Source organism: Klebsiella sp. 1SOBk10mer, assembly GCF_046602535.1.
Taxonomy (GTDB): domain Bacteria; phylum Pseudomonadota; class Gammaproteobacteria; order Enterobacterales; family Enterobacteriaceae; genus Klebsiella; species Klebsiella quasipneumoniae.
Genome location: NZ_JBKIUP010000001.1, coordinates 144,078 through 164,325, shown reverse-complemented (window position 1 = coordinate 164,325; position 20,248 = coordinate 144,078). Strand labels below are relative to the sequence as shown.

At 55.3% G+C, this 20,248-nt stretch carries 17 protein-coding genes, 6 tRNA genes and 1 other RNA gene; 15 read left to right on the top strand and 9 right to left on the bottom strand.

Annotated features, from left to right (window positions below; genetic code table 11):
* Positions 1–5 precede the first annotated feature (5 nt).
* Positions 6–998, top strand: a complete 993-nt coding sequence (locus ACLH1I_RS00775; protein WP_004202023.1) for an aldo/keto reductase — start codon at positions 6–8, stop codon at positions 996–998.
* Between the two features lie 130 nt (positions 999–1,128).
* Positions 1,129–1,488, top strand: a complete 360-nt coding sequence (locus ACLH1I_RS00770) for a DUF2502 domain-containing protein (RefSeq protein WP_023318845.1) — start codon at positions 1,129–1,131, stop codon at positions 1,486–1,488.
* Between the two features lie 57 nt (positions 1,489–1,545).
* Here the strand turns inward: ACLH1I_RS00770 and ACLH1I_RS00765 are convergent, their stop codons facing one another.
* A complete protein-coding gene (locus ACLH1I_RS00765) occupies positions 1,546–2,787 on the bottom strand; it encodes an Nramp family divalent metal transporter (protein ID WP_049093299.1) in 1,242 nt (413 codons plus the stop codon).
* 345 nt (positions 2,788–3,132) lie between these two features.
* Here ACLH1I_RS00765 and nupC point away from each other — a divergent pair, with 345 nt between their 5' ends.
* On the top strand, positions 3,133–4,335 hold the full coding sequence (gene nupC / locus ACLH1I_RS00760) for a nucleoside permease NupC (RefSeq protein ID WP_004202020.1): 1,203 nt from the start codon (positions 3,133–3,135) through the stop codon (positions 4,333–4,335).
* A gap of 48 nt (positions 4,336–4,383) precedes the next feature.
* Here the strand turns inward: nupC and ACLH1I_RS00755 are convergent, their stop codons facing one another.
* The 3 genes from ACLH1I_RS00755 to ACLH1I_RS00745 all read right to left on the bottom strand — a co-directional run bounded on the left by ACLH1I_RS00755 (position 4,384) and on the right by ACLH1I_RS00745 (position 6,957).
* Positions 4,384–6,555: an EAL domain-containing protein gene (locus ACLH1I_RS00755; protein ID WP_032456443.1), complete on the bottom strand. Its 2,172-nt coding sequence runs from the start codon at positions 6,553–6,555 to the stop codon at positions 4,384–4,386.
* A gap of 209 nt (positions 6,556–6,764) precedes the next feature.
* Positions 6,765–6,840: transfer RNA gene (locus ACLH1I_RS00750), tRNA-Ala, on the bottom strand.
* A 41-nt stretch (positions 6,841–6,881) separates the two neighbouring features.
* Positions 6,882–6,957: transfer RNA gene (locus ACLH1I_RS00745), tRNA-Ala, on the bottom strand.
* A gap of 219 nt (positions 6,958–7,176) precedes the next feature.
* Between ACLH1I_RS00745 and ACLH1I_RS00740 the strand changes: the two genes are divergently transcribed.
* Positions 7,177–7,530 (top strand): YfeC-like transcriptional regulator, encoded by a 354-nt coding sequence (locus tag ACLH1I_RS00740; RefSeq protein WP_004202017.1) that lies wholly within the window; start codon positions 7,177–7,179, stop codon positions 7,528–7,530.
* A gap of 3 nt (positions 7,531–7,533) precedes the next feature.
* Complete coding sequence (locus ACLH1I_RS00735; protein WP_114508335.1) at positions 7,534–7,926, top strand: MerR family transcriptional regulator; 393 nt, start codon at positions 7,534–7,536, stop codon at positions 7,924–7,926.
* Positions 7,927–7,979: 53 nt separating this feature from the next.
* Here the strand turns inward: ACLH1I_RS00735 and gltX are convergent, their stop codons facing one another.
* Complete coding sequence (gene gltX, locus ACLH1I_RS00730; RefSeq protein WP_004202014.1) at positions 7,980–9,398, bottom strand: glutamate--tRNA ligase; 1,419 nt, start codon at positions 9,396–9,398, stop codon at positions 7,980–7,982.
* 259 nt (positions 9,399–9,657) lie between these two features.
* Here gltX and ACLH1I_RS00725 point away from each other — a divergent pair.
* The 5 genes from ACLH1I_RS00725 to ACLH1I_RS00705 all read left to right on the top strand — a co-directional run bounded on the left by ACLH1I_RS00725 (position 9,658) and on the right by ACLH1I_RS00705 (position 10,214).
* Positions 9,658–9,733, top strand: a tRNA-Val gene (locus ACLH1I_RS00725).
* A gap of 45 nt (positions 9,734–9,778) precedes the next feature.
* Positions 9,779–9,854 (top strand) — tRNA-Val (locus tag ACLH1I_RS00720).
* A gap of 46 nt (positions 9,855–9,900) precedes the next feature.
* A tRNA-Val gene (locus ACLH1I_RS00715) sits at positions 9,901–9,976 on the top strand.
* 4 nt (positions 9,977–9,980) lie between these two features.
* Positions 9,981–10,056 (top strand) — tRNA-Lys (locus ACLH1I_RS00710).
* A gap of 22 nt (positions 10,057–10,078) precedes the next feature.
* Positions 10,079–10,214: non-coding RNA, RtT sRNA (locus ACLH1I_RS00705), on the top strand.
* An 86-nt stretch (positions 10,215–10,300) separates the two neighbouring features.
* Here ACLH1I_RS00705 and ACLH1I_RS00700 read toward each other — a convergent pair.
* Positions 10,301–11,227, bottom strand: a complete 927-nt coding sequence (locus ACLH1I_RS00700; protein WP_004202013.1) for a LysR family transcriptional regulator — start codon at positions 11,225–11,227, stop codon at positions 10,301–10,303.
* An 88-nt stretch (positions 11,228–11,315) separates the two neighbouring features.
* Here ACLH1I_RS00700 and ACLH1I_RS00695 point away from each other — a divergent pair, with 88 nt between their 5' ends.
* Positions 11,316–12,314 carry a bile acid:sodium symporter family protein gene (locus tag ACLH1I_RS00695; protein WP_004202009.1) on the top strand — a complete coding sequence of 333 codons (999 nt, stop codon included), beginning with the start codon at positions 11,316–11,318 and terminating at the stop codon, positions 12,312–12,314.
* Here the strand turns inward: ACLH1I_RS00695 and ACLH1I_RS00690 are convergent.
* The 3 genes from ACLH1I_RS00690 to zipA form a co-directional block, all read right to left on the bottom strand.
* Positions 12,311–12,529 carry a DUF3820 family protein gene (locus tag ACLH1I_RS00690; RefSeq protein WP_004202007.1) on the bottom strand — a complete coding sequence of 73 codons (219 nt, stop codon included), beginning with the start codon at positions 12,527–12,529 and terminating at the stop codon, positions 12,311–12,313. The genes ACLH1I_RS00695 and ACLH1I_RS00690 overlap by 4 nt on opposite strands.
* A gap of 1 nt (position 12,530) precedes the next feature.
* Positions 12,531–14,546 carry an NAD-dependent DNA ligase LigA gene (gene ligA / locus ACLH1I_RS00685; RefSeq protein ID WP_032453683.1) on the bottom strand — a complete coding sequence of 672 codons (2,016 nt, stop codon included), beginning with the start codon at positions 14,544–14,546 and terminating at the stop codon, positions 12,531–12,533.
* Positions 14,547–14,615: 69 nt separating this feature from the next.
* Complete coding sequence (gene zipA, locus ACLH1I_RS00680; RefSeq protein ID WP_004202003.1) at positions 14,616–15,677, bottom strand: cell division protein ZipA; 1,062 nt, start codon at positions 15,675–15,677, stop codon at positions 14,616–14,618.
* Positions 15,678–15,907: 230 nt separating this feature from the next.
* On the opposite strand from zipA, the gene cysZ reads away from it, so the two are divergent.
* The 4 genes from cysZ to ptsI all read left to right on the top strand — a co-directional run bounded on the left by cysZ (position 15,908) and on the right by ptsI (position 20,227).
* Complete coding sequence (gene cysZ, locus ACLH1I_RS00675) at positions 15,908–16,669, top strand: sulfate transporter CysZ (RefSeq protein WP_017900461.1); 762 nt, start codon at positions 15,908–15,910, stop codon at positions 16,667–16,669.
* A 176-nt stretch (positions 16,670–16,845) separates the two neighbouring features.
* Positions 16,846–17,817 carry a cysteine synthase A gene (gene cysK / locus ACLH1I_RS00670; protein ID WP_004202001.1) on the top strand — a complete coding sequence of 324 codons (972 nt, stop codon included), beginning with the start codon at positions 16,846–16,848 and terminating at the stop codon, positions 17,815–17,817.
* A gap of 380 nt (positions 17,818–18,197) precedes the next feature.
* Positions 18,198–18,455, top strand: coding sequence for a phosphocarrier protein Hpr (gene ptsH / locus ACLH1I_RS00665; RefSeq protein ID WP_002913505.1), 258 nt, complete (start codon positions 18,198–18,200; stop codon positions 18,453–18,455).
* Between the two features lie 44 nt (positions 18,456–18,499).
* Positions 18,500–20,227: a phosphoenolpyruvate-protein phosphotransferase PtsI gene (gene ptsI, locus ACLH1I_RS00660; RefSeq protein ID WP_004201998.1), complete on the top strand. Its 1,728-nt coding sequence runs from the start codon at positions 18,500–18,502 to the stop codon at positions 20,225–20,227.
* Positions 20,228–20,248 lie beyond the last annotated feature (21 nt).

Here is a 20,248-nt window from a genome sequence, read left to right as displayed (position 1 = left end):
GAAGAATGGTTTACCAGGCAAGCACCACGCGATATCAAACGATGGCCTATCGTCGCTGCGGGAGCAGCGGCCTTCAGCTCCCGGCTATTTCTCTCGGTCTGTGGCATAACTTTGGCGATGAAACGCGGGTGGAAACCAGCCGGCAGATGCTCCTGCACGCGTTTGACCTCGGCATTACCCATTTCGACCTGGCCAATAATTATGGGCCGCCGCCGGGCTCGGCGGAGAGCAATTTTGGCCGCATCCTTAAAGAGGCCCTCCTGCCCTATCGCGATGAGTTGATCATCTCCACCAAAGCGGGTTACACCATGTGGGACGGCCCTTACGGCGACTGGGGTTCACGCAAATACCTGGTGGCCAGTCTGAACCAGAGCCTGCGGCGCATGGGGCTGGAGTATGTCGATATTTTTTATCATCACCGCCCGGACCCGGAGACACCGCTGACGGAAACGATGCGCGCGCTCGATCATCTTGTCCGCCAGGGTAAAGCGTTGTACGTCGGCCTCTCTAACTATCCGCTCGCCCAGGCGCGAGAAGCGGTGAAAATCCTTAACGACCTCGGCACCCCCTGCGTCATTCACCAGCCTCGCTACTCCATGTTTGAACGCGGTGTGGAAGAGGGATTACTGGATTTTTTGCAGACCGAAGGGGTGGGAAGTATAGCGTTTTCACCGCTGTCCGGCGGCCAGCTAACCGACCGCTATCTTAACGGCATTCCGGCAGACTCACGCGCCGCCAGCAGCAGTCGTTTTCTGCAGCCGGAGCAACTGACCAGCGCCAAATTAGAAAAAATTCGTCAGCTGAATACGCTGGCGGAAGCCCGCGGGCAGAAGCTGTCGCAGATGGCGCTGGCCTGGGTGCTGCGCGAGGAGAAAGTCACCTCCGTGCTGATCGGTGCCAGCAAAACCGCCCAGCTGGATGATGCGGTAGGGATGCTGAAAAACCGTCATTTCAGCGCCGGGGAGTGCGCGGCGATTGATGCCATCCTGGCGCTGTAAAGCAAATGTTACTTTAGCAAAAAGTGCTCTTTTCTGCGCTTTCGGAGTTCGTCCGATGCGACGGGTCTTTACCGGCCCGTAATATCAGGTTAACAGGCCGCTTACGGCCCCGATCGTGAAGGAGAAGAGTATGTTCAGGTCACTGATTCTGGCAGCAGTACTGCTGGCCGCAGCGCCACTAGTCGCTAACGCTGGTGAAATCACCCTGCTGCCATCGGTAAAATTACAAATAGGCGATCGTGACAATTACGGTAACTACTGGGACGGTGGCGGCTGGCGCGACCGTGATTACTGGCGTCGTCACTATGAATGGCGTGATAACCGTTGGCATCGTCATGACAACGGCTGGCACAAAGGCTGGTACAAAGGCAGAGATAAAGCCTGGGAGCGCGGCTATCGCGCGGGCTGGAGCGACCGCGACGACCATCGCGGCGGCTGGGGACGTGGTCCCGGCGGACGCGGTCACGGTCATGGACATGGCCATCACTAACAGACGAAAAGGGGAGCCCATCGGCTCCCCTTTGCTTTATTCCGCAGCAGGAAGTCATCAATCCACCCCGAGCAGCGATCCCACAATTAACCAGCCGTTCAGGCTCACCACGATGGCGACTATCGCCCAGCCGATGCCTCTCACCCAACGGGTATTCACCAGGTCTCCCATTAGCTTTGCATTGCTGGTAAATATCAGCAGCGGCACCAGGGCAAGCGCAATACCAAAGCTGAGCAACACCTGACTCATCACCAGAATACGCGTTGGATCCAGTCCCAGCAGAATGACGACAAACGACGGCAGCATGGTGACCGCCCGGCGAAACCACAGCGGAATATGAAAGCGGATGAAGCCCTGCATGACCACCTGGCCTGCGAGAGTCCCCACCACCGTCGAGGATAAACCTGCAGCGACCAGGCTGAGGCCAAAGATAGTCGCCGCCGCGTGGCTCAGCAGTGGCTCAAGCGTTCTGTAAGCCTGATCGAGATCGGCGACGCCGGTATGGCCGTTGAAGTGGAATGCCGCCGCGGCGGTCGCCATCATCGCCAGGTTAACGAACCCCGCAATGGTCATGGCGATCGCCACATCCCAGCGGGTCGCGTTATAGCGTTCTTTTCGCGTCCCGCCGTGCAGATGCTGGGTAAGCGAGGAGTGTAAGTAGATCACGTGCGGCATAATAGTGGCCCCCAGCACCCCGGCGGCTAAGAATACCGCCTCGCCGTTGGGCAGCGTAGGGATCGCCAGCCCTTTGGTCAGGGGAGCCAGCGCGGGCTGGGAAAAGATCAATTCAACGACATAGGCGACGGCAACAAACAACAGCAAGCCGCCAATCACCTTCTCCAGCGGTTTTTGCCCGCGCCGCTGCAGCATCAGGATCAGGAAGGTCGCCACCCCGGTCAGCACCGCCCCTTGCAGAAGCGATACGCCCAGCACTAGCTTAAAGCCAATCGCAGCGCCGATAAATTCGGCCAGATCGGTGGCCATGGCGATGATTTCCGCCTGTACCCAATAAAACCACACCACCGGGCGCGGGTAATGGTCGCGGATCTGCTCGGCCAGGTTTTTACCGGTGGCAATGCCCAGTTTGGCAGAGAGCACCTGGATCAGCATCGCCATCAGGTTGGCCCATACTACGACCCACAGCAGCTGATAGCCAAAGCTGGCGCCAGCCTGAATATTCGTGGCGAAATTACCCGGATCGATATAGCCAATGGCAGCGACGAAAGCGGGCCCCATTAAGGCGAACTTCACCTTGCGCGCGGCGCGACTACTGCTATTCTCAACGCGACTGCTAGTCATCTTCTGCCTCTGGAAATATAGCCTTTGCTATGTTTCATGCTATCAAAATGCGAATGATTATCAAGTTCATTTAGAATGGAGATAATAATTGCTGTGATAGGAGGGAACAATTGCTGGCCGGATATGGAAAAGGGCGTCAGAAAATCCGATCGCGCCAAATATTAAGAGTAGTACAAGAATGCAACTTTTAAAACCTTTACGTAACATAACAAAAGTGGATGTTTGATCACTATTTTTGCCATTGGTCACAGTTCCTTGCAATAGTGTGCAATTGATCTCGTTTTCTTTAAAGCCGTTGCATAGAATGTGCACGGAAATTTAACCTGCCTCATATTTGGAGCAACTATGGACCGCGTCTTGCATTTTGTCCTCGCGATCGTTGTGGTGGCTATACTGGCCCTGTTGGTCAGTCATGACCGTAAAAAGATCCGTATTCGTTATGTTGTTCAACTGCTTGTCATTGAAGTCCTGCTGGCCTGGTTCTTCCTCAACTCCGATATTGGTCTGGGTTTTGTGAAAGGCTTCTCCGAGATGTTTGAAAAACTTCTCGGCTTTGCCAACGAAGGGACAAACTTCGTGTTCGGCGGCATGAACGACAAAGGTCTGGCCTTCTTCTTCCTTAAGGTTCTGTGCCCTATCGTCTTCATTTCCGCTTTGATCGGTATTTTGCAGCATATTCGCATCCTGCCGATTGTTATCCGCGCCATCGGTACCGTGCTGTCGAAAATCAACGGCATGGGCAAACTGGAGTCCTTCAACGCCGTCAGCTCGCTGATCCTCGGCCAGTCGGAAAACTTTATTGCCTATAAAGATATTCTCGGCAAAATGTCGCGCAACCGTATGTACACCATGGCAGCGACCGCGATGTCCACCGTATCGATGTCCATCGTCGGCGCGTATATGACCATGCTGCAGCCGAAGTACGTCGTCGCGGCGCTGGTGCTCAACATGTTCAGCACCTTTATCGTGCTGTCGTTGATTAACCCGTACCGCGTGGAAGAGAGTGAAGAAAATCTGCAGATGTCGAATCTGCACGAAGGTCAAAGCTTCTTCGAGATGCTAGGCGAATACATTCTGGCGGGCTTTAAAGTTGCGATTATCGTGGCGGCGATGCTGATCGGCTTCATCGCGCTGATCTCCGCGCTGAACGCCCTGTTCGCCACCGTGACCGGCTGGTTCGGCTACAGCATCTCCTTCCAGGGGATCCTTGGCTATATCTTCTACCCGGTCGCCTGGGTGATGGGTGTGCCGGCAAGCGAAGCGCTGCAGGTGGGTAGTATTATGGCCACCAAGCTGGTCTCCAATGAATTCGTCGCCATGATGGATCTGCAGAAAATCGCCTCGACGCTCTCCCCGCGTGCGGAAGGCATTATCTCTATCTTCCTGGTCTCCTTCGCCAACTTCTCGTCTATCGGCATCATCGCCGGGGCGATTAAAGGTCTGAACGAAGAACAGGGCAACGTGGTTTCACGCTTCGGTCTGAAGCTGGTTTACGGCTCCACGCTGGTCAGCGTACTGTCTGCTTCAATTGCGGCTCTGGTTCTGTAACAGGCGCCAGTCCTCTGAGCCGGGCAATGCCCGGCTTTTTTTTACTCGTCATTCGCCCAGCGGCTGGGGCTTGCCCACCAGGTAGCCCTGCAGATAATTCACCCCCAGCTCCAGCAAGCGCGCTTTTTGCGGTTCGCTTTCGACATATTCCGCCACCACGCTCATCTGTTTCGCCCGCGCCATCTCAACAATCGATTTCACCATAATGGCATCCAGCGGGTCAGTGAGGATGTCGCGAACGAAGCAGCCGTCAATCTTGATGATATCGGCCTGCAGATGCTTCAGTCGTTCATAGTTCGCATACCCGGTGCCAAAGTCATCAATGGCGATGGCACAGCCAAACGCGCGCAGCGCTTCAAGATTTTGCTGGCTGATGTCGGCATTGGAAAAGGCCTGCTCTTCAGTGACTTCAATAGTGATAAGGCCTGGTGAGACCGCATAGCGTTGAAACAGCGCGATAATCTGCGCGGCGCTGTCCTTTTGCATCAGAGTTGCAGGCAGCAGATTGACCGAGAATCGCTGGCCAGGGTGCTGATGAAGCACGCTGAACAAGGTCTCCAGCACCAGCATGTCGAAACGTTGGCTGAGGTTAAACTGCACAATCAACGGGATAAACTGATCGGGCATAATGACGCTATCGCCACAGCGCATGCGGGTGAGGATCTCATGATATCCCTCCCCTTCCCTGTTCTGAATCGGCTGCGCATAGAGCATCAGCGCCCGCTCTTTGAGCACCTGCTTGACGCGCATGAGGAGGCGCACCTGCTCGGTGGTTTGATCCACCACCAGCTCCTGCTCCTCATCCAGGGCCAGCACCCGACGTTCGCTACCCGCCTGTTCGGAAAGCCAGCTTAGCTGACCCAGCATCTGGTGAAGTCCCTCGCGCTGACCGTCGTCGCGGCCCCAGGCCGCGCCAAACTCCAGATCCAGCGGCTGATTGTGCCAGCTGAATTTTTTGTGATTGAGAACCGCGACCATATGATGCAAACGGGACGAAGGCTCCGGTCCGTCAAGCACGAGGATCAGTTCGCTGCCCGGCACCTGGAAAACTTTATCCGTCGCCCCCAGCAGCGGTTGCAACGCCCGAATAATCTGCCGTTTACAGTCCACCCCCATCATCAGGCCATAATGCCTGCTGAGAAAGTCGAGATTATGAATACGCAGGCTGCAGATAACCTGCTGCGGACAGCTCTGTAAATGGCTCTCCAGCGCGCGCAGGTTAGGCAAGCCAGTCAGCGGATCTTCTTCCGCCTGACTACGCCAGCGGCGTTTATTGCGGTCGCTACGGGCATAGGTGTCTGCCATATAAAACAAACAGATAGTAAAGGAGATCAGCACTGAGAGCACAAAGGATAATGAATACTCGCTTTGGACGCCCTGGAGAAAGTTTTTGTTATACACCACCAGTAAAAAAGCCGAGACCGACCATGAAATACGCAGCAGCGCATGACCAATTCGGCTAATCCCGATAAAGTAGACGATAAAAATCACCGGAACTAAATAACCGGCAATAAATTCAGACTGATACGGCGCACACAATAGCGTTAATATCACCGCCAGCGCAATAAACCAATATAGCGTAAAGGAACGATATTTTGCTGCCAGCCACGGTAAACATTCCTGCCGCCAGAAACGTCGGGCGTAGCGTGGATTGATAATCATCCGCATTGGATAATATAAAAAAGTGGTAAAAATTAATGCCGCGCTGATTAAACTTTGAATATCTATTACGGTATAAATCAATGGCATACTGCCAAAATAGCTGGTAATAGATAAGGGAAAAGCAAAATATTGCCCGGCAAGGTACATGGTGAGTTTCAGCAGCACCGGCGCGAAGAAGCCGCCCCAGAAGATCCGCGCTCCCATATGTTTTGCCGTCGGGCCACAGCGCCAGCGCTTACCCACCATCAGTCTTAGAATAGCGCAGGAGAAGAACACCGCAAACAGCTGACAAAAGAGTAAGATAAGCGCCTGCGGTAGCGTTAATTTAATAAGAAAGCAATTGGTGATGGCAAATGCGAGGATTAATGGCGCAATCGCATAGCGGCCAAAGATAAAAATAACAGAAAACATCACGCTAATGGGCAGCCAGGCAATATAAATAAGATTGCCATCAATAACCGTTTGCGGTGAAATAAAACGAGCCAGCGGAATAGCGACTAAACAGACGATAAAGGCCAACAGAGTTTTTTTGATATTAATGTTAATTTTATCAACCATTATTGTTAATTAAAACTCCGGCAACCTCATTACGTTTAATGGGGGAAATGTTATGTTGCTTATTTAGGGCAGGCAAGGTGATTTATCAGGAAAAAGTCTGAAATTACTTTCGATTTTAATTGCTGGAGATTAACTGACTTAAGCAGAAAATGCTTTACATGAAAATAGATAAAAACAAAAACCCCCGCCGAAGCGAGGGTTCTGAATTTTGGTGGAGCTAAGCGGGATCGAACCGCTGACCTCTTGCATGCCATGCAAGCGCTCTCCCAGCTGAGCTATAGCCCCACAGGACCTCTTTACGAACCAATTCCGCTGGGTGCAGAATTTGGTGGAGCTAAGCGGGATCGAACCGCTGACCTCTTGCATGCCATGCAAGCGCTCTCCCAGCTGAGCTATAGCCCCGTAACGTAAAGCGTGTCGTGTTGACGGGCGGCATAATATGAATTCCTCGCTCAGGTGTCAACGGCAAAATTATCCTTCTCGATTCAATCGCTGAAAAAGCAGGCAACCTGCTGACATTGCGAGCCTTATCGCAGCCAGAAGTTAAACAGGTCACCTTTTCCAGTAAAAGGATGCTATAACATGGACAGCTAATTCCCATACATTTACTCAGGAAATAGTATGCTCAAGGAACGAATGACACCTGAAGAAATCGCCCATCTGACCGGCTACAGTCGGCAAACTATCAATAAGTGGGTGCGGAAAGAAGGCTGGCAGACCTCTCCGCGGCCTGGCGTCCAGGGCGGCAAGGCGCGCCTGGTCCATGTCAATGAGCAAGTCAGGGAGTTTATCCGCAGCGCCCAGCGCGTGGCGGAGACGCCCGGCACCTATTCTCCCCACGACAGCGATCTGGAATCGCTGCTGCTGACCCTCTGTAAAGAACTCACCCCCAGCGAGCAGAAGCAGCTTATGTCGCTGTTGCTGCGCGAGGGGATCACCGGGTTACTGCTTCGGTTAGGGATCCGCGATCGGTAAACCATGATGAAACTAAAAGATAAAATGACGCCCGCAGAGCTTGCCGACTGCCTGGGGCTGGCCAGACAAACGATCAATCGCTGGGTTCGGGAGAAGAAATGGCGCACAGAAGCGATACCCGGCGTTAAAGGGGGACGAGCGCGACTGGTGGTCATCGACCAACCGGTGCGTGAGTTTTTAACTAACATTCCCGCCAGACGCCATCTGTTTAGCGACAATCATCTCGCGGAATCGCCAGGCGCTTACCTGGTCAATGAGGCGGACACGATCTGGCGGCAAATCACAGAAACCCTGCAACTGATGACTCCGGCAGAACAGCTGCAGCTCCGCGACCTGCTGGCCCGGGAAGGGATTAGCGGTTTTCTTGCCCGCCTCGGCATCGCCAGCCCGGCGTAACAGACAAAAAAACGGCAGGATTATATCCTGCCGTTATATCATCTACGTCCCCGTCAGGACGCCTGGCCTTCGCGCTCAGCGATAAAAGCCAGCGCTTTATTGATACGCTCTACGCTACGGGACTTGCCGATTGCATGGACGGTTACGTCAAGCGCAGGAGACTGCCCAGCACCGGTAACGGCCACGCGCAGCGGCATACCGACTTTACCCATGCCCACTTCCAGCTCATCAGCGGTTGCCTGAATCGCGTGGTGGACGTTTTCCGCCGTCCAGTCGCTAATCGCCGCCAGCTTGTCGCGGACGACTTCCAGCGGCTGACGCGCTACCGGACGCAAATGTTTCTTCGCCGCGTCGGCGTCGAACTCAGCGAACTCTTCATAGAAGTAGCGGCAGCTCTGGGCAATCTCTTTCAGCGTTTTGCAACGCTCGCCCAGCAGCTTCACCAACTCGGCCAGCTGCGGACCGTTGCGGGTATCGATATTTTCCTGCTCGATATGCCACTGCAGATGGGTCGCCACATACTCCGCTGGCAGCGTATTGATGTAATGATGGTTCAGCCACAGCAGCTTGTCGGTGTTGAACGCACTGGCGGATTTGCTGACCGCCCCCAGCGAGAAGAACTCGATCATCTCTTCGCGGGTGAAGATCTCCTGATCGCCATGGGACCAGCCCAGACGCACCAGATAGTTAAGCAACGCTTCCGGCAGGTAGCCATCGTCGCGATACTGCATCACGCTGACCGCCCCGTGGCGCTTGGAGAGTTTCTTGCCATCGTCGCCGTTAATCATCGATACGTGCGCGTATACCGGCACCGGCGCGTTCAGCGCTTTAAGGATGTTGATCTGGCGCGGCGTGTTATTGATATGATCTTCACCACGGATCACGTGGGTGATCGCCATGTCCCAGTCATCCACGACGACGCAGAAGTTGTAGGTCGGGGAACCATCGGTACGGCGAATGATCAGATCGTCCAGCTCCTGGTTGCTGAACTCGATAGGTCCGCGGATCTGATCGTCAAAAATAACTGACCCTTCCTGCGGGTTGGCGAAACGCACCACGCACGGCTCATCGTCGGCATGATGCTCGTGGCTATGGCGGCAGCGGCCATCGTAACGCGGCTTCTCACCGTTCGCCATCTGCTCTTCGCGCAACGCTTCCAGACGCTCTTTCGAGCAATAGCATTTATAAGCGGTACCGGCTTCCAGCATCTCATCGATCACGTTGTTATAACGATCGAAACGTTTGGTCTGGTAATAGGGACCTTCGTCCCATTGCAGATTCAGCCAGTTCATGCCATCCATGATGGCTTCAATTGCTTCCGGGGTGGAGCGTTCGAGATCGGTGTCTTCAATACGCAGTACAAACTCACCGCCGTGGTTACGGGCAAAAAGCCAGGAATAGAGAGCAGTACGCGCACCGCCAACGTGCAGATAGCCGGTTGGGCTTGGCGCGAAGCGAGTTTTGATTTTCATGAATTGGCCTTACGTTTAATAAAGATGCCGATAGACGGCAATGTCCGGTGGAAATTATGGGTCAATATTCTAACACCGTGGGCTGATTCCTCAATGTTGTTCCCGTCGGAACGTCGCGGTTTGCCATTTTTGTTTATAAATCATGCTATGACGCCGGTTTTACGATCGCTTTGTTTAATTTTACGACGAACGAACGAATTCTTTAGAAAAGGCGTTGACTCATTTTCAACTCTCCCTATAATGCGACTCCACACAGCGGGGGTGATTAGCTCAGCTGGGAGAGCACCTCCCTTACAAGGAGGGGGTCGGCGGTTCGATCCCGTCATCACCCACCACTACTTAACGTAGTCTCCGCCGTGTAGAACAGAAAATTGAGAAGTGGGTGATTAGCTCAGCTGGGAGAGCACCTCCCTTACAAGGAGGGGGTCGGCGGTTCGATCCCGTCATCACCCACCACTTTCTCGCCAGCTGAATTTTCTGTCAAAATGTGAAGTACCGAAGTGGGTGATTAGCTCAGCTGGGAGAGCACCTCCCTTACAAGGAGGGGGTCGGCGGTTCGATCCCGTCATCACCCACCACTTCGGGTCGTTAGCTCAGTTGGTAGAGCAGTTGACTTTTAATCAATTGGTCGCAGGTTCGAATCCTGCACGACCCACCAATGTAAAAAGGCGCCCTAAAGGCGCCTTTTTGCTATGCGCCGAACTCAACGATTCGAACCTGCAGCAGGTTCGGGTCGAACGCAGTGAGACAACGGAGCCGCTTGCGGCGACGGCCCGAAGGGCGAGGCGAAGCCGAGTCATCCTGCACGACCCACCAATGTAAAAAGGCGCCCTAAAGGCGCCTTTTTGCTATGCGTGGAACACAGCCCCGGCCACGAGCTTCCCCGTGGCGATAAACCGCGATCAACGCTGATACAGCGGATCTTCAACCCTGGCGGCGGTGAGATTGCCCCCTTCTTCTCGCACGATTTCCCATAACGCCTGGGCGGCGGTCGACAGCGAGCGATTTTTCCGGCATGCCAGCATCAGCTGCCGCTCCATTACCGGAGTCAGTCGCTTCACCGCCAGATGGCTTCCCTGCGGTAACGGCAGCGCCAGCGCCGGCAGTACGCTGATGCCAATTCCCGACTCCACCATCGGAAACAACGTTGCCGGATGGCCAATCTCCTGCACAATGTTCGCCCGGACAGCCAGCCTGCTGAGCGCCGCATCAATCAGCGGACGGCTGCCGGAAGCATAGTCCTGCAGGATCAGTCTCTCATTCTGTAGCGCCTGCCACGGCACTTCAGTCAGGCTGGCAAAAGGATGATCCTCCCGGCAGAGCAGCAAAAAAGGTTCCGCCAGGACCACCTCGCACTGCAGATCGGCCGCCGGGCCCGGATCAATCACGATGCCAAAATCCACTTCTCCCTGGCGAATACTCTCCAGGACCCACTGCTGGGGCCGGTCGTGCAGCACAAAATCGATATCAGGATAACGTCGATTACTGTGAGCAATACACTGCGGAATAAGGTGGGCGGAAATCGTCTGGCTGGCGGCGACCTTAACGGTGCCACTCAGCTGCTGGCCTACCCGACCGGCATCGCGCAGCGTCACCGCAAGCTCATCGAGCAAACGCTCCAGCCTGCCTGCCAGCTGCTGACCCGCCTCGGTGAGGACCACCTCCCGGGTGGTACGGTCAAGAAGACGGACTCCGGTCTGATGCTCCAGCTCCTTGACGCTGTGGCTGACGGCCGACTGGCTTAAGCCAATCATCTCCCCCGCCCGGCTAAAGCTCCTGGCGCGGGCAACGGTAACGAATACTTTTAACTGACGCAGAGAGTAATTCATCTTTTTAATTCATGAATAGATGCAATAAATCAATTTTATTTCTCAAATCAAAAAAAGCACAATAGCGCATCTCTTTTCAGGAGCGTTTATGAAACTTTTCCGCATTCTCGATCCGTTTACGGCAACCCTGGTCACCGTTGTCCTGTTGGCCTCATTCTTCCCGGCCCGTGGCGCTTTCGTCCCCTTCTTTGAACATCTCACCACCGCCGCCATCGCCCTGCTGTTCTTTATGCATGGCGCCAAACTCTCCCGGGAGGCAATTATCGCCGGCGGCAGCCACTGGCGTTTGCATCTGTGGGTGATGTGCAGCACCTTTATCCTCTTCCCGGTGCTGGGGGTTCTGTTTGCCTGGTGGGCGCCGGTGAAGGTCGATCCGATGCTCTACAGCGGCTTTATTTATTTGTGCATTCTGCCGGCCACCGTGCAATCCGCCATCGCCTTCACCTCGCTGGCCGGAGGCAACGTCGCGGCGGCGGTCTGCTCAGCTTCGGCCTCCAGCCTGTTGGGCATCTTTGTTTCACCACTGCTGGTGGGGGTCCTGATGAACCTTCACGGCGCAGGCGGTAGCCTCGAGCAGGTCGGAAAGATCATGCTGCAGCTGCTGTTGCCTTTCGTGCTCGGCCATTTATCGCGGCCGTGGATCGGCAACTGGGTGGCGAAGCATAAGAAGTGGATTGGTAAGACCGACCAGACCTCGATTCTGCTGGTGGTCTACTCCGCCTTTAGCGAGGCGGTGGTGAACGGGATCTGGCATAAAGTGGGCCTGGGATCGCTGCTGTTTATCGTGGTAGTCAGCCTGGTGCTGCTGGCCATCGTCATCGCGGTCAACGTGTTCGTCGCCCGCCGCTGCGGCTTTAACAAAGCTGATGAAATTACCATCGTCTTCTGCGGTTCGAAAAAGAGCCTGGCCAACGGCATCCCGATGGCCAATATTCTCTTCCCGACCTCCATCCTCGGCATCATGGTGCTGCCGCTGATGATCTTCCATCAAATCCAGCTGATGGTCTGCGCGGTGCTGGCGCGGCGCTATAAACGGCAAACCGATGCGCGTCTCGCTCAGGAAAAAACTAACGCCGCCAAAGCCTAACGCGCTTTCTTCAGGGGCTGGACCAGATCGCTCAGCCCCTCGCTTTTAATCAGCAGGGTCAGCGCCATCAGCTCGCCGAGATGGCCGGCAGGGAATTGATCCTTGCGCGCGAACCACAATAAATACTCCTCCGGGACATCGATTAAACGACGCCCCTTGTATTTACCGAACGGCATCTCGGTATTGGCGATCTCGACCAGCTGCGCTTTATCCACGTTATTCTCCCAACAGGCGCATCATTTCGGCTTCGTCAATCACCTCGATGCCGAGCTCCTGCGCTTTCGCCAGCTTAGAACCCGCCGCTTCGCCTGCAATCACCAGATCGGTTTTCTTCGACACGCTGCCCGCCACCTTCGCCCCCAGCGCCACCAGACGCGCTTTGGCATCATCCCGCGACAACTGACTGAGGCTGCCGGTCAGGACGACGGTTTTGCCTGCAAACGGGCTGTCAATCTCTTCCGCCTTCACCACCACCGGCGCCGGCCAGTGAACCCCTTCCGCCAGCAGCTGCGCGATGACATCGCGGTTGCTCTCTTCGGCAAAGAAGTTGAAAGTATGGGTGGCGACGACGATGCCGACATCAGGGACCTTCTGCAGCTCCTCAATGGAAGCCTGCTCCAGGGCTTCGAGGGTGCCAAAATGCGCAGCCAGGCCTGCCGCCGTGGCTTCTCCTACCTCGCGAATGCCCAAGGCGTAGAGGAAACGCGCGAAGGTTGTCTCTTTGGCTTTCTCGAGAGCGTTGACCACGTTTTGCGCGGACTTCGGCCCCATCCTATCCAGCCCGGTCAGTTTCCCTGCGGTCAGCCGGAACAGATCCGCCGGGGTATGGACGTACTCTTTCTCCACCAGCTGGTCGATGATCTTATCGCCCATGCCGTCAACGTCCAGCGCGCGACGGGAGACAAAGTGCTTGAGCGACTCTTTGCGCTGCGCGCCGCAGATCAGGCCGCCGGTACAGCGGGCTACCGCCTCGCCTTCCACTCGCTCAACGTCGGACTGACAAACCGGGCAGTGGGTCGGGAATTCAACATCCCGGGCATCTGCCGGACGTTCGGAAAGCACCACGTTGACCACCTGAGGGATCACGTCGCCTGCCCGGCGAATCACCACCTTGTCGCCGATTTTCAAGCCTAAGCGTTCAATCTCATCGGCGTTATGCAAAGTGGCATTACTCACCAGCACGCCGGCGACATGGACCGGCTCCAGGCGCGCCACCGGCGTAATCGCCCCGGTGCGACCCACCTGGAACTCCACGTCCCGGACGAAAGTCATCTGCTCCTGGGCCGGGAACTTAAAGGCCACGGCCCAGCGCGGCGCGCGGGCGACGAAACCCAGCTGTTCCTGCAGCGCCAGCGAATCGACTTTGATCACCACGCCATCAATGTCAAAGCCCAGATGGGGACGATCTTCCTCGACTTTACGATAGTAAGTGAGCACTTCCTCGGGGGTATGGCAAAGAGTGACGCGATCGCTCACCGGTAATCCCCATGCTTTGAACTGCTGTAAACGGGCCGAGTGGCTGGCCGGCAGCTCACCGCCCTCCAGCACCCCAACGCCGTAGCAGAAGAAAGTAAGCGGTCGCTTCGCGGTGATGCGCGGGTCCAGCTGGCGCAACGAGCCCGCCGCCGCATTGCGCGGGTTAGCAAACACTTTTCCGCCGGTGCGGCGAGCTTCTTCATTGATTTTTTCGAACCCAGCCTGTGGGAGGAACACTTCCCCGCGCACCTCCAGGCGTGCGGGGATATTATCGCCATGCAGCCTGAGCGGGATGGTGCGGATGGTTCGCACGTTAGAGGTAATATCCTCGCCGGTGGTGCCGTCGCCGCGGGTCGCCGCCTGCACCAGCACGCCGTTTTCGTAGAGAATGCTCACCGCGAGACCGTCGAGCTTCAGCTCGCAGCAGTAGATGAGCGGGTCAGTGCTTTTCAGGCGATCCTGCACCCGCTTGTTGAAGGCCAGAAAGCTCTCTTCGTCAAACACGTTGTCCAGTGACAGCATCGGCACTTCATGGCGGATCTGGCTGAAGGCGGTCAGTGGCGCCGCCCCCACGCGCTGAGTCGGCGAATCCGGGGTAATCAGCTCCGGATGCTGGCTCTCCAGCTCGCGCAGCTCGCGCATCAGCCGGTCATACTCCGCATCGGGCACTTCCGGCGCGTCCATAACGTGGTACAGGTATTCATGATGGCGAAGCGTGGTTCGCAGTTCAGTCAGTTGTTGTTCGATCGGTTCCATATCACACCATCAATGATAAAAAACCCCCGACAGGCGGGGGTTGAGAAGGAGTTGAGATAACGCGGGACGTCAGGCGTTCGCGTCTTTCACTTCGCGAATACGATCTTGGTATTCACGCAGTTTTTGCGGCGTCATCATGCGACGCTGATCGTCAAGCACCACGCCGCCCACTTCATCGGCGATATACTGCGCAGACTGCAGCATCAGCTTGAAGTTCTGCAGTTCATCACCGTAGGAAGGGACCTGCATAAAGATAGTCACCCCAGGGGTCATCATATCCGCCATGCTGTCCGGATTGAAGGTCCCCGGCTTCACCATGTTGGCCAGGCTGAATAGCACCGGGCCGCTGCCGTCCGGGCTCAGATGGCGGTGGAAAATATTCATTTCACCAAACTTGAAGCCGGCCTGCTGGATGCTATTGATAAGCACCTCGCCGTTAAGCTGCGCGCCATGGTGCGCGGCGACGTTCATCACGATGACCGTCTCTTTACGCTCTTTCGGCTGCGGCGCTGCAGGCTGCTGCGGCTCTGTCGGCTGCGGTTCAGCCACCGCGGGCTGCGGCGCGGCAACAGGCTGTGGCGCAGGCTGCTGCGGAGCGGCCGGCTGCGGCTGGGCGACGGTCGGGGTCACCGGCTGCGGCGCGACAGGCTGTTGCACAACAGGCTGCGGCTGGTGTTGCGGTTGCACGGGCGGCTGCGCGGGTTGCGGCTGTTGCCAGCCCGGCTGCGGAGCCGCATGCGGCGCAGACGGTTGTCCCTGCGGTTGTACCGGGGCCTGGCGCGGCGGCGGCGCCTGACGAACCGGTTCCTCAGGACGCACAGGCTGCTGCATCTGGCGCTCGTAAGGCGGCTGGTACTGGTGCTGCGGCGCCTGACGAGGGGCTTCATGCTCCCCATGCGCGCCGTGCGGAGCGTGAGTCACCGGATGAACGCGGACTTCACCTACGCCTTCAACATTATCATCAAAGTCGTCGTTTTCCGACTCATCGTCGCGCGACTTCATACGTTTCAGTGGGCGATCGCGAAACATCGAAGAACGTTCTTTACGGCTGGTCCAGAAACCATGTACCAGTAAAGCGATTATGGCGATCGCGCCAACAATGATTAATATCAGACGCAAATCCTGCATCATTATATTCTCTGTTGTTCTAACACCTTGCCACCACGGCAAACATTTACTCACTAAGAGTATTTGCCGATTACCTCAAGTGCAAGTGCGTCGGTCGCTTTCACCACATAAAGATGAACTAAATCGTGCTTTTTGCTGTTTTTTCGAACATTTCCTAACTGGTTATTGTCTGACGACCCGATAAAATAAGCGAGCATTCACACTGGATGTTAAAAAAGGAGCAATGCCTGGCTATGGTTTCATCATCCGCACCGACCCCGCGTAGCGGCGTACACTATTTTTCGCAGGGCTGGAAACTCATCGGGCTGCCGGGCATACGTCGTTATGTCTTCCTGCCTTTACTGGTTAACGTGCTGCTGATGGGCGGTGCTTTTTGGTGGCTGTTTACCCGTCTCGACAGCTGGATCCCTTCGCTGATGAGCCATGTACCTGACTGGCTGCAGTGGCTGAACTACCTGCTGTGGCCGGTGGTGGTGCTGTCGATCCTGCTGGTGTTTGGCTACTTCTTTTCTACTATTGCCAACTGGATTGCCGCCCCGTTCAGCGGCCTGCTGGCGGAACAGCTGGAAGCGCGTCTGACTGGCGCCACCCCGCCGGACGTCGGCGTCTTTGGCATCATGAAGGATATTCCACGCATCATGAAGCGTGAGTGGCAGAAGCTGGCATGGTACCTGCCCCGCGCCATCGTGCTGCTGCTGCTCTACTTTATACCCGGCGTTGGCCAGACGGTGGCTCCGGTACTCTGGTTCCTGTTCAGCGCATGGATGCTGGCGATTCAATACTGCGATTACCCCTTCGATAACCACAAGGTCCCCTTCAGGACCATGCGCGAAGCGCTGCGCAGCCGCAAGGTGATGAATATGCAGTTTGGCGCGCTCACCAGCCTGTTCACCATGATCCCGGTGTTAAACCTGGTGATCCTCCCGGTGGCTATCTGCGGCGCCACCGCCATGTGGGTCGATTGCTATCGCGACAGACACGCCAGCTGGAAGTAGTCGTCACACCTCCCCCGGGGAGCGGCGAGCGCCGCTCCTTATATCTCCGCTTATTCCTTCTTGCTCATCATTATTTCCCTTACGCATATAGATATGCTAAATCCTTACTTCCGCATATTCTTTAAGCGGGTATGCTGATGCCGTACCCCCAAATTTCATACAGTTAAGGACGGGCCATGAGTAAGATTTTTGAAGACAACTCCCTGACTATCGGTCATACGCCGCTGGTACGACTGAACCGCATTGGTAACGGTCGTATCCTGGCAAAGGTAGAATCTCGTAACCCGAGCTTTAGCGTAAAATGCCGTATCGGCGCCAATATGATCTGGGATGCTGAAAAGCGCGGCGTGCTGAAACCTGGCGTGGAACTGGTCGAACCGACCAGCGGCAACACCGGTATCGCCCTCGCCTACGTGGCGGCGGCACGCGGCTACAAGCTAACGCTAACCATGCCGGAAACCATGAGCATTGAGCGTCGTAAGCTTCTGAAAGCGCTGGGCGCCAACCTGGTGCTGACCGAAGGCGCCAAAGGCATGAAAGGCGCCATTCAGAAGGCGGAAGAGATTGTCGCCAGCAACCCGGAAAAATTCCTGCTGCTGCAGCAGTTCAGCAACCCGGCTAACCCGGAAATCCACGAAAAGACCACCGGCCCGGAAATCTGGGAAGACACCGACGGTCAGGTGGATGTCTTCATCTCCGGCGTCGGTACCGGCGGTACGCTGACCGGCGTCAGCCGCTACATTAAAAACACCAAGGGCAAAAAAGATCTGATCACCGTCGCGGTTGAACCGACCGATTCGCCGGTCATCTCCCAGGCGCTGGCGGGGGAAGAGCTCAAGCCGGGCCCGCACAAAATTCAGGGCATCGGCGCCGGCTTCATTCCTGGCAACCTGGATCTGAAGCTGGTAGACAAAGTAATCGGCATCACCAATGATGAAGCGATCTCCACCGCACGCCGCCTGATGGAAGAAGAAGGCATCCTGGCGGGTATCTCTTCCGGGGCCGCCGTTGCCGCGGCGCTGAAGCTGCAGGAAGATGAGGCCTTTACCAATAAGAATATTGTGGTTATCCTGCCTTCCTCGGGTGAGCGTTATTTAAGCACCGCGCTGTTTGCCGATCTCTTCACCGAGAAAGAACTGCAACAGTAGTGCCAGCTTGTAAATAATGTGTAAAAAAGCACCTTTTCAGGTGCTTTTTTGTGGCATACGTCAAAGTTTTACCCCTCCTGGCATTGATTCACCCCGTAGGGTCTGGTATTTAACCAGCACATTTATTTTGATGCGCGAAATTATTCAGAAGAGGATTTCCGCCAGCTGAATCGATTTTATGATTTGGTTCAAGTCTTCCTTTCGCGGCATAATGTTTAATGACGTGCTAGACGTCAATGGCCCGCAGGTCTTCGCAGCGCCAGGCGCTGCCGACGCCAAGGCCGGAAACGTAACGCCGGCGCTAACAATACAGGCTAAAGTCGAGTCGTTAGACTAGACTTTAGGTCCACAACACTAAACCTATAAGTTGGGGAAATATAATGTTCCAGCAAGAAGTTACCATTACCGCTCCGAACGGTCTGCACACCCGCCCTGCTGCTCAGTTTGTTAAAGAAGCTAAAGGCTTCACTTCTGAGATCACTGTAACCTCCAACGGCAAAAGCGCCAGCGCCAAAAGCCTGTTCAAACTGCAGACTCTGGGCCTGACCCAGGGCACCGTAGTGACCCTCTCCGCGGAAGGCGAAGATGAGCAGAAAGCTGTTGAGCATCTGGTTAAACTGATGGCTGAACTCGAGTAAGTTCACGGGTTCTTTTTCATATCAGTCACAAGTAAGGTAGGGTTATGATTTCAGGCATTTTAGCATCCCCGGGTATCGCCTTCGGCAAAGCACTGCTGCTGAAGGAAGATGAAATTGTCATCGACCGGAAGAAAATTTCTGCCGATAAGGTTGATCAGGAAGTCGAACGTTTCCTGAGCGGCCGCGCCAAGGCCTCCGCCCAGCTGGAGGTCATCAAAACCAAAGCTGGTGAAACTTTCGGTGAAGAAAAAGAAGCCATCTTCGAAGGGCATATTATGCTGCTGGAAGATGAGGAGCTTGAGCAGGAAATCATAGCCCTGATTAAAGATAAGCACATGACTGCCGACGCGGCAGCCAATGAAGTTATCGACGGTCAGGCCACTGCCCTGGAAGAGCTGGACGATGAATACCTGAAAGAACGTGCGGCTGACGTACGTGATATCGGTAAGCGCCTGCTGCGCAACATCCTTGGTCTGGCTATCATCGATCTGAGCGCGATTCAGGATGAAGTCATCCTCGTCGCCGCCGATCTGACCCCGTCTGAAACCGCACAGCTGAACCTGAAAAAAGTGCTGGGTTTCATCACCGACGCGGGCGGCCGTACCTCCCACACCTCCATCATGGCGCGTTCCCTGGAACTGCCGGCCATCGTGGGCACCGGCAGCATCACGGCGCAGGTGAAAAACGGCGACTATCTGATTCTCGACGCGGTGAACAACCAGGTTCTGATCAACCCGTCTAACGAGCAAATTGAAGCGCTGCGTAATCTGCAGGCTCAGGTTGCGGAAGAAAAAGCCGAACTGGCGAAACTGAAAGATCTGCCGGCGATTACTCTCGACGGTCATCAGGTTGAAGTATGCGCCAACATCGGTACCGTTCGCGACGTCGAAGGTGCTGAGCGCAACGGCGCCGAAGGCGTAGGCCTGTATCGTACTGAATTCCTGTTCATGGATCGCGACGCGCTGCCAACCGAAGAAGAGCAGTTTGCGGCTTATAAAGCGGTGGCTGAAGCCTGTGGCTCTCAGGCCGTTATCGTGCGTACCATGGACATCGGCGGCGACAAAGAGCTGCCGTACATGAACTTCCCGAAAGAAGAGAACCCGTTCCTCGGCTGGCGTGCCGTGCGTATCGCCATGGATCGTAAAGAGATCCTCCGCGATCAGGTTCGCGCCATCCTGCGTGCCTCCGCTTTCGGTAAGCTGCGCATTATGTTCCCGATGATCATCTCTGTTGAAGAAGTGCGTGCGCTGAAGAAAGAGATCGAAATCTACAAACAGGAACTGCGTGACGAAGGTAAAGCATTTGACGAATCCATTGAGATCGGCGTGATGGTGGAAACACCGGCTGCGGCGACCATTGCTCGTCATCTGGCCAAAGAAGTTGATTTCTTTAGTATCGGCACCAATGATTTAACGCAATATACTCTGGCAGTTGACCGTGGTAATGATATGATTTCACATCTTTACCAGCCGATGTCACCGTCTGTACTGAATCTGATTAAGCAAGTTATTGATGCTTCTCACGCTGAAGGTAAATGGACTGGCATGTGCGGTGAGCTTGCGGGCGATGAACGTGCTACACTTCTGTTGCTGGGTATGGGGCTGGACGAATTCTCTATGAGCGCCATTTCCATCCCGCGCATCAAGAAGATTATTCGTAACACGAACTTCGAAGATGCGAAAGTATTAGCAGAGCAGGCTCTTGCTCAACCGACAACGGACGAGTTAATGACGCTGGTTAACAAGTTCATTGAAGAAAAAACAATCTGCTAATCCACGAGATGCGCGGCCCAA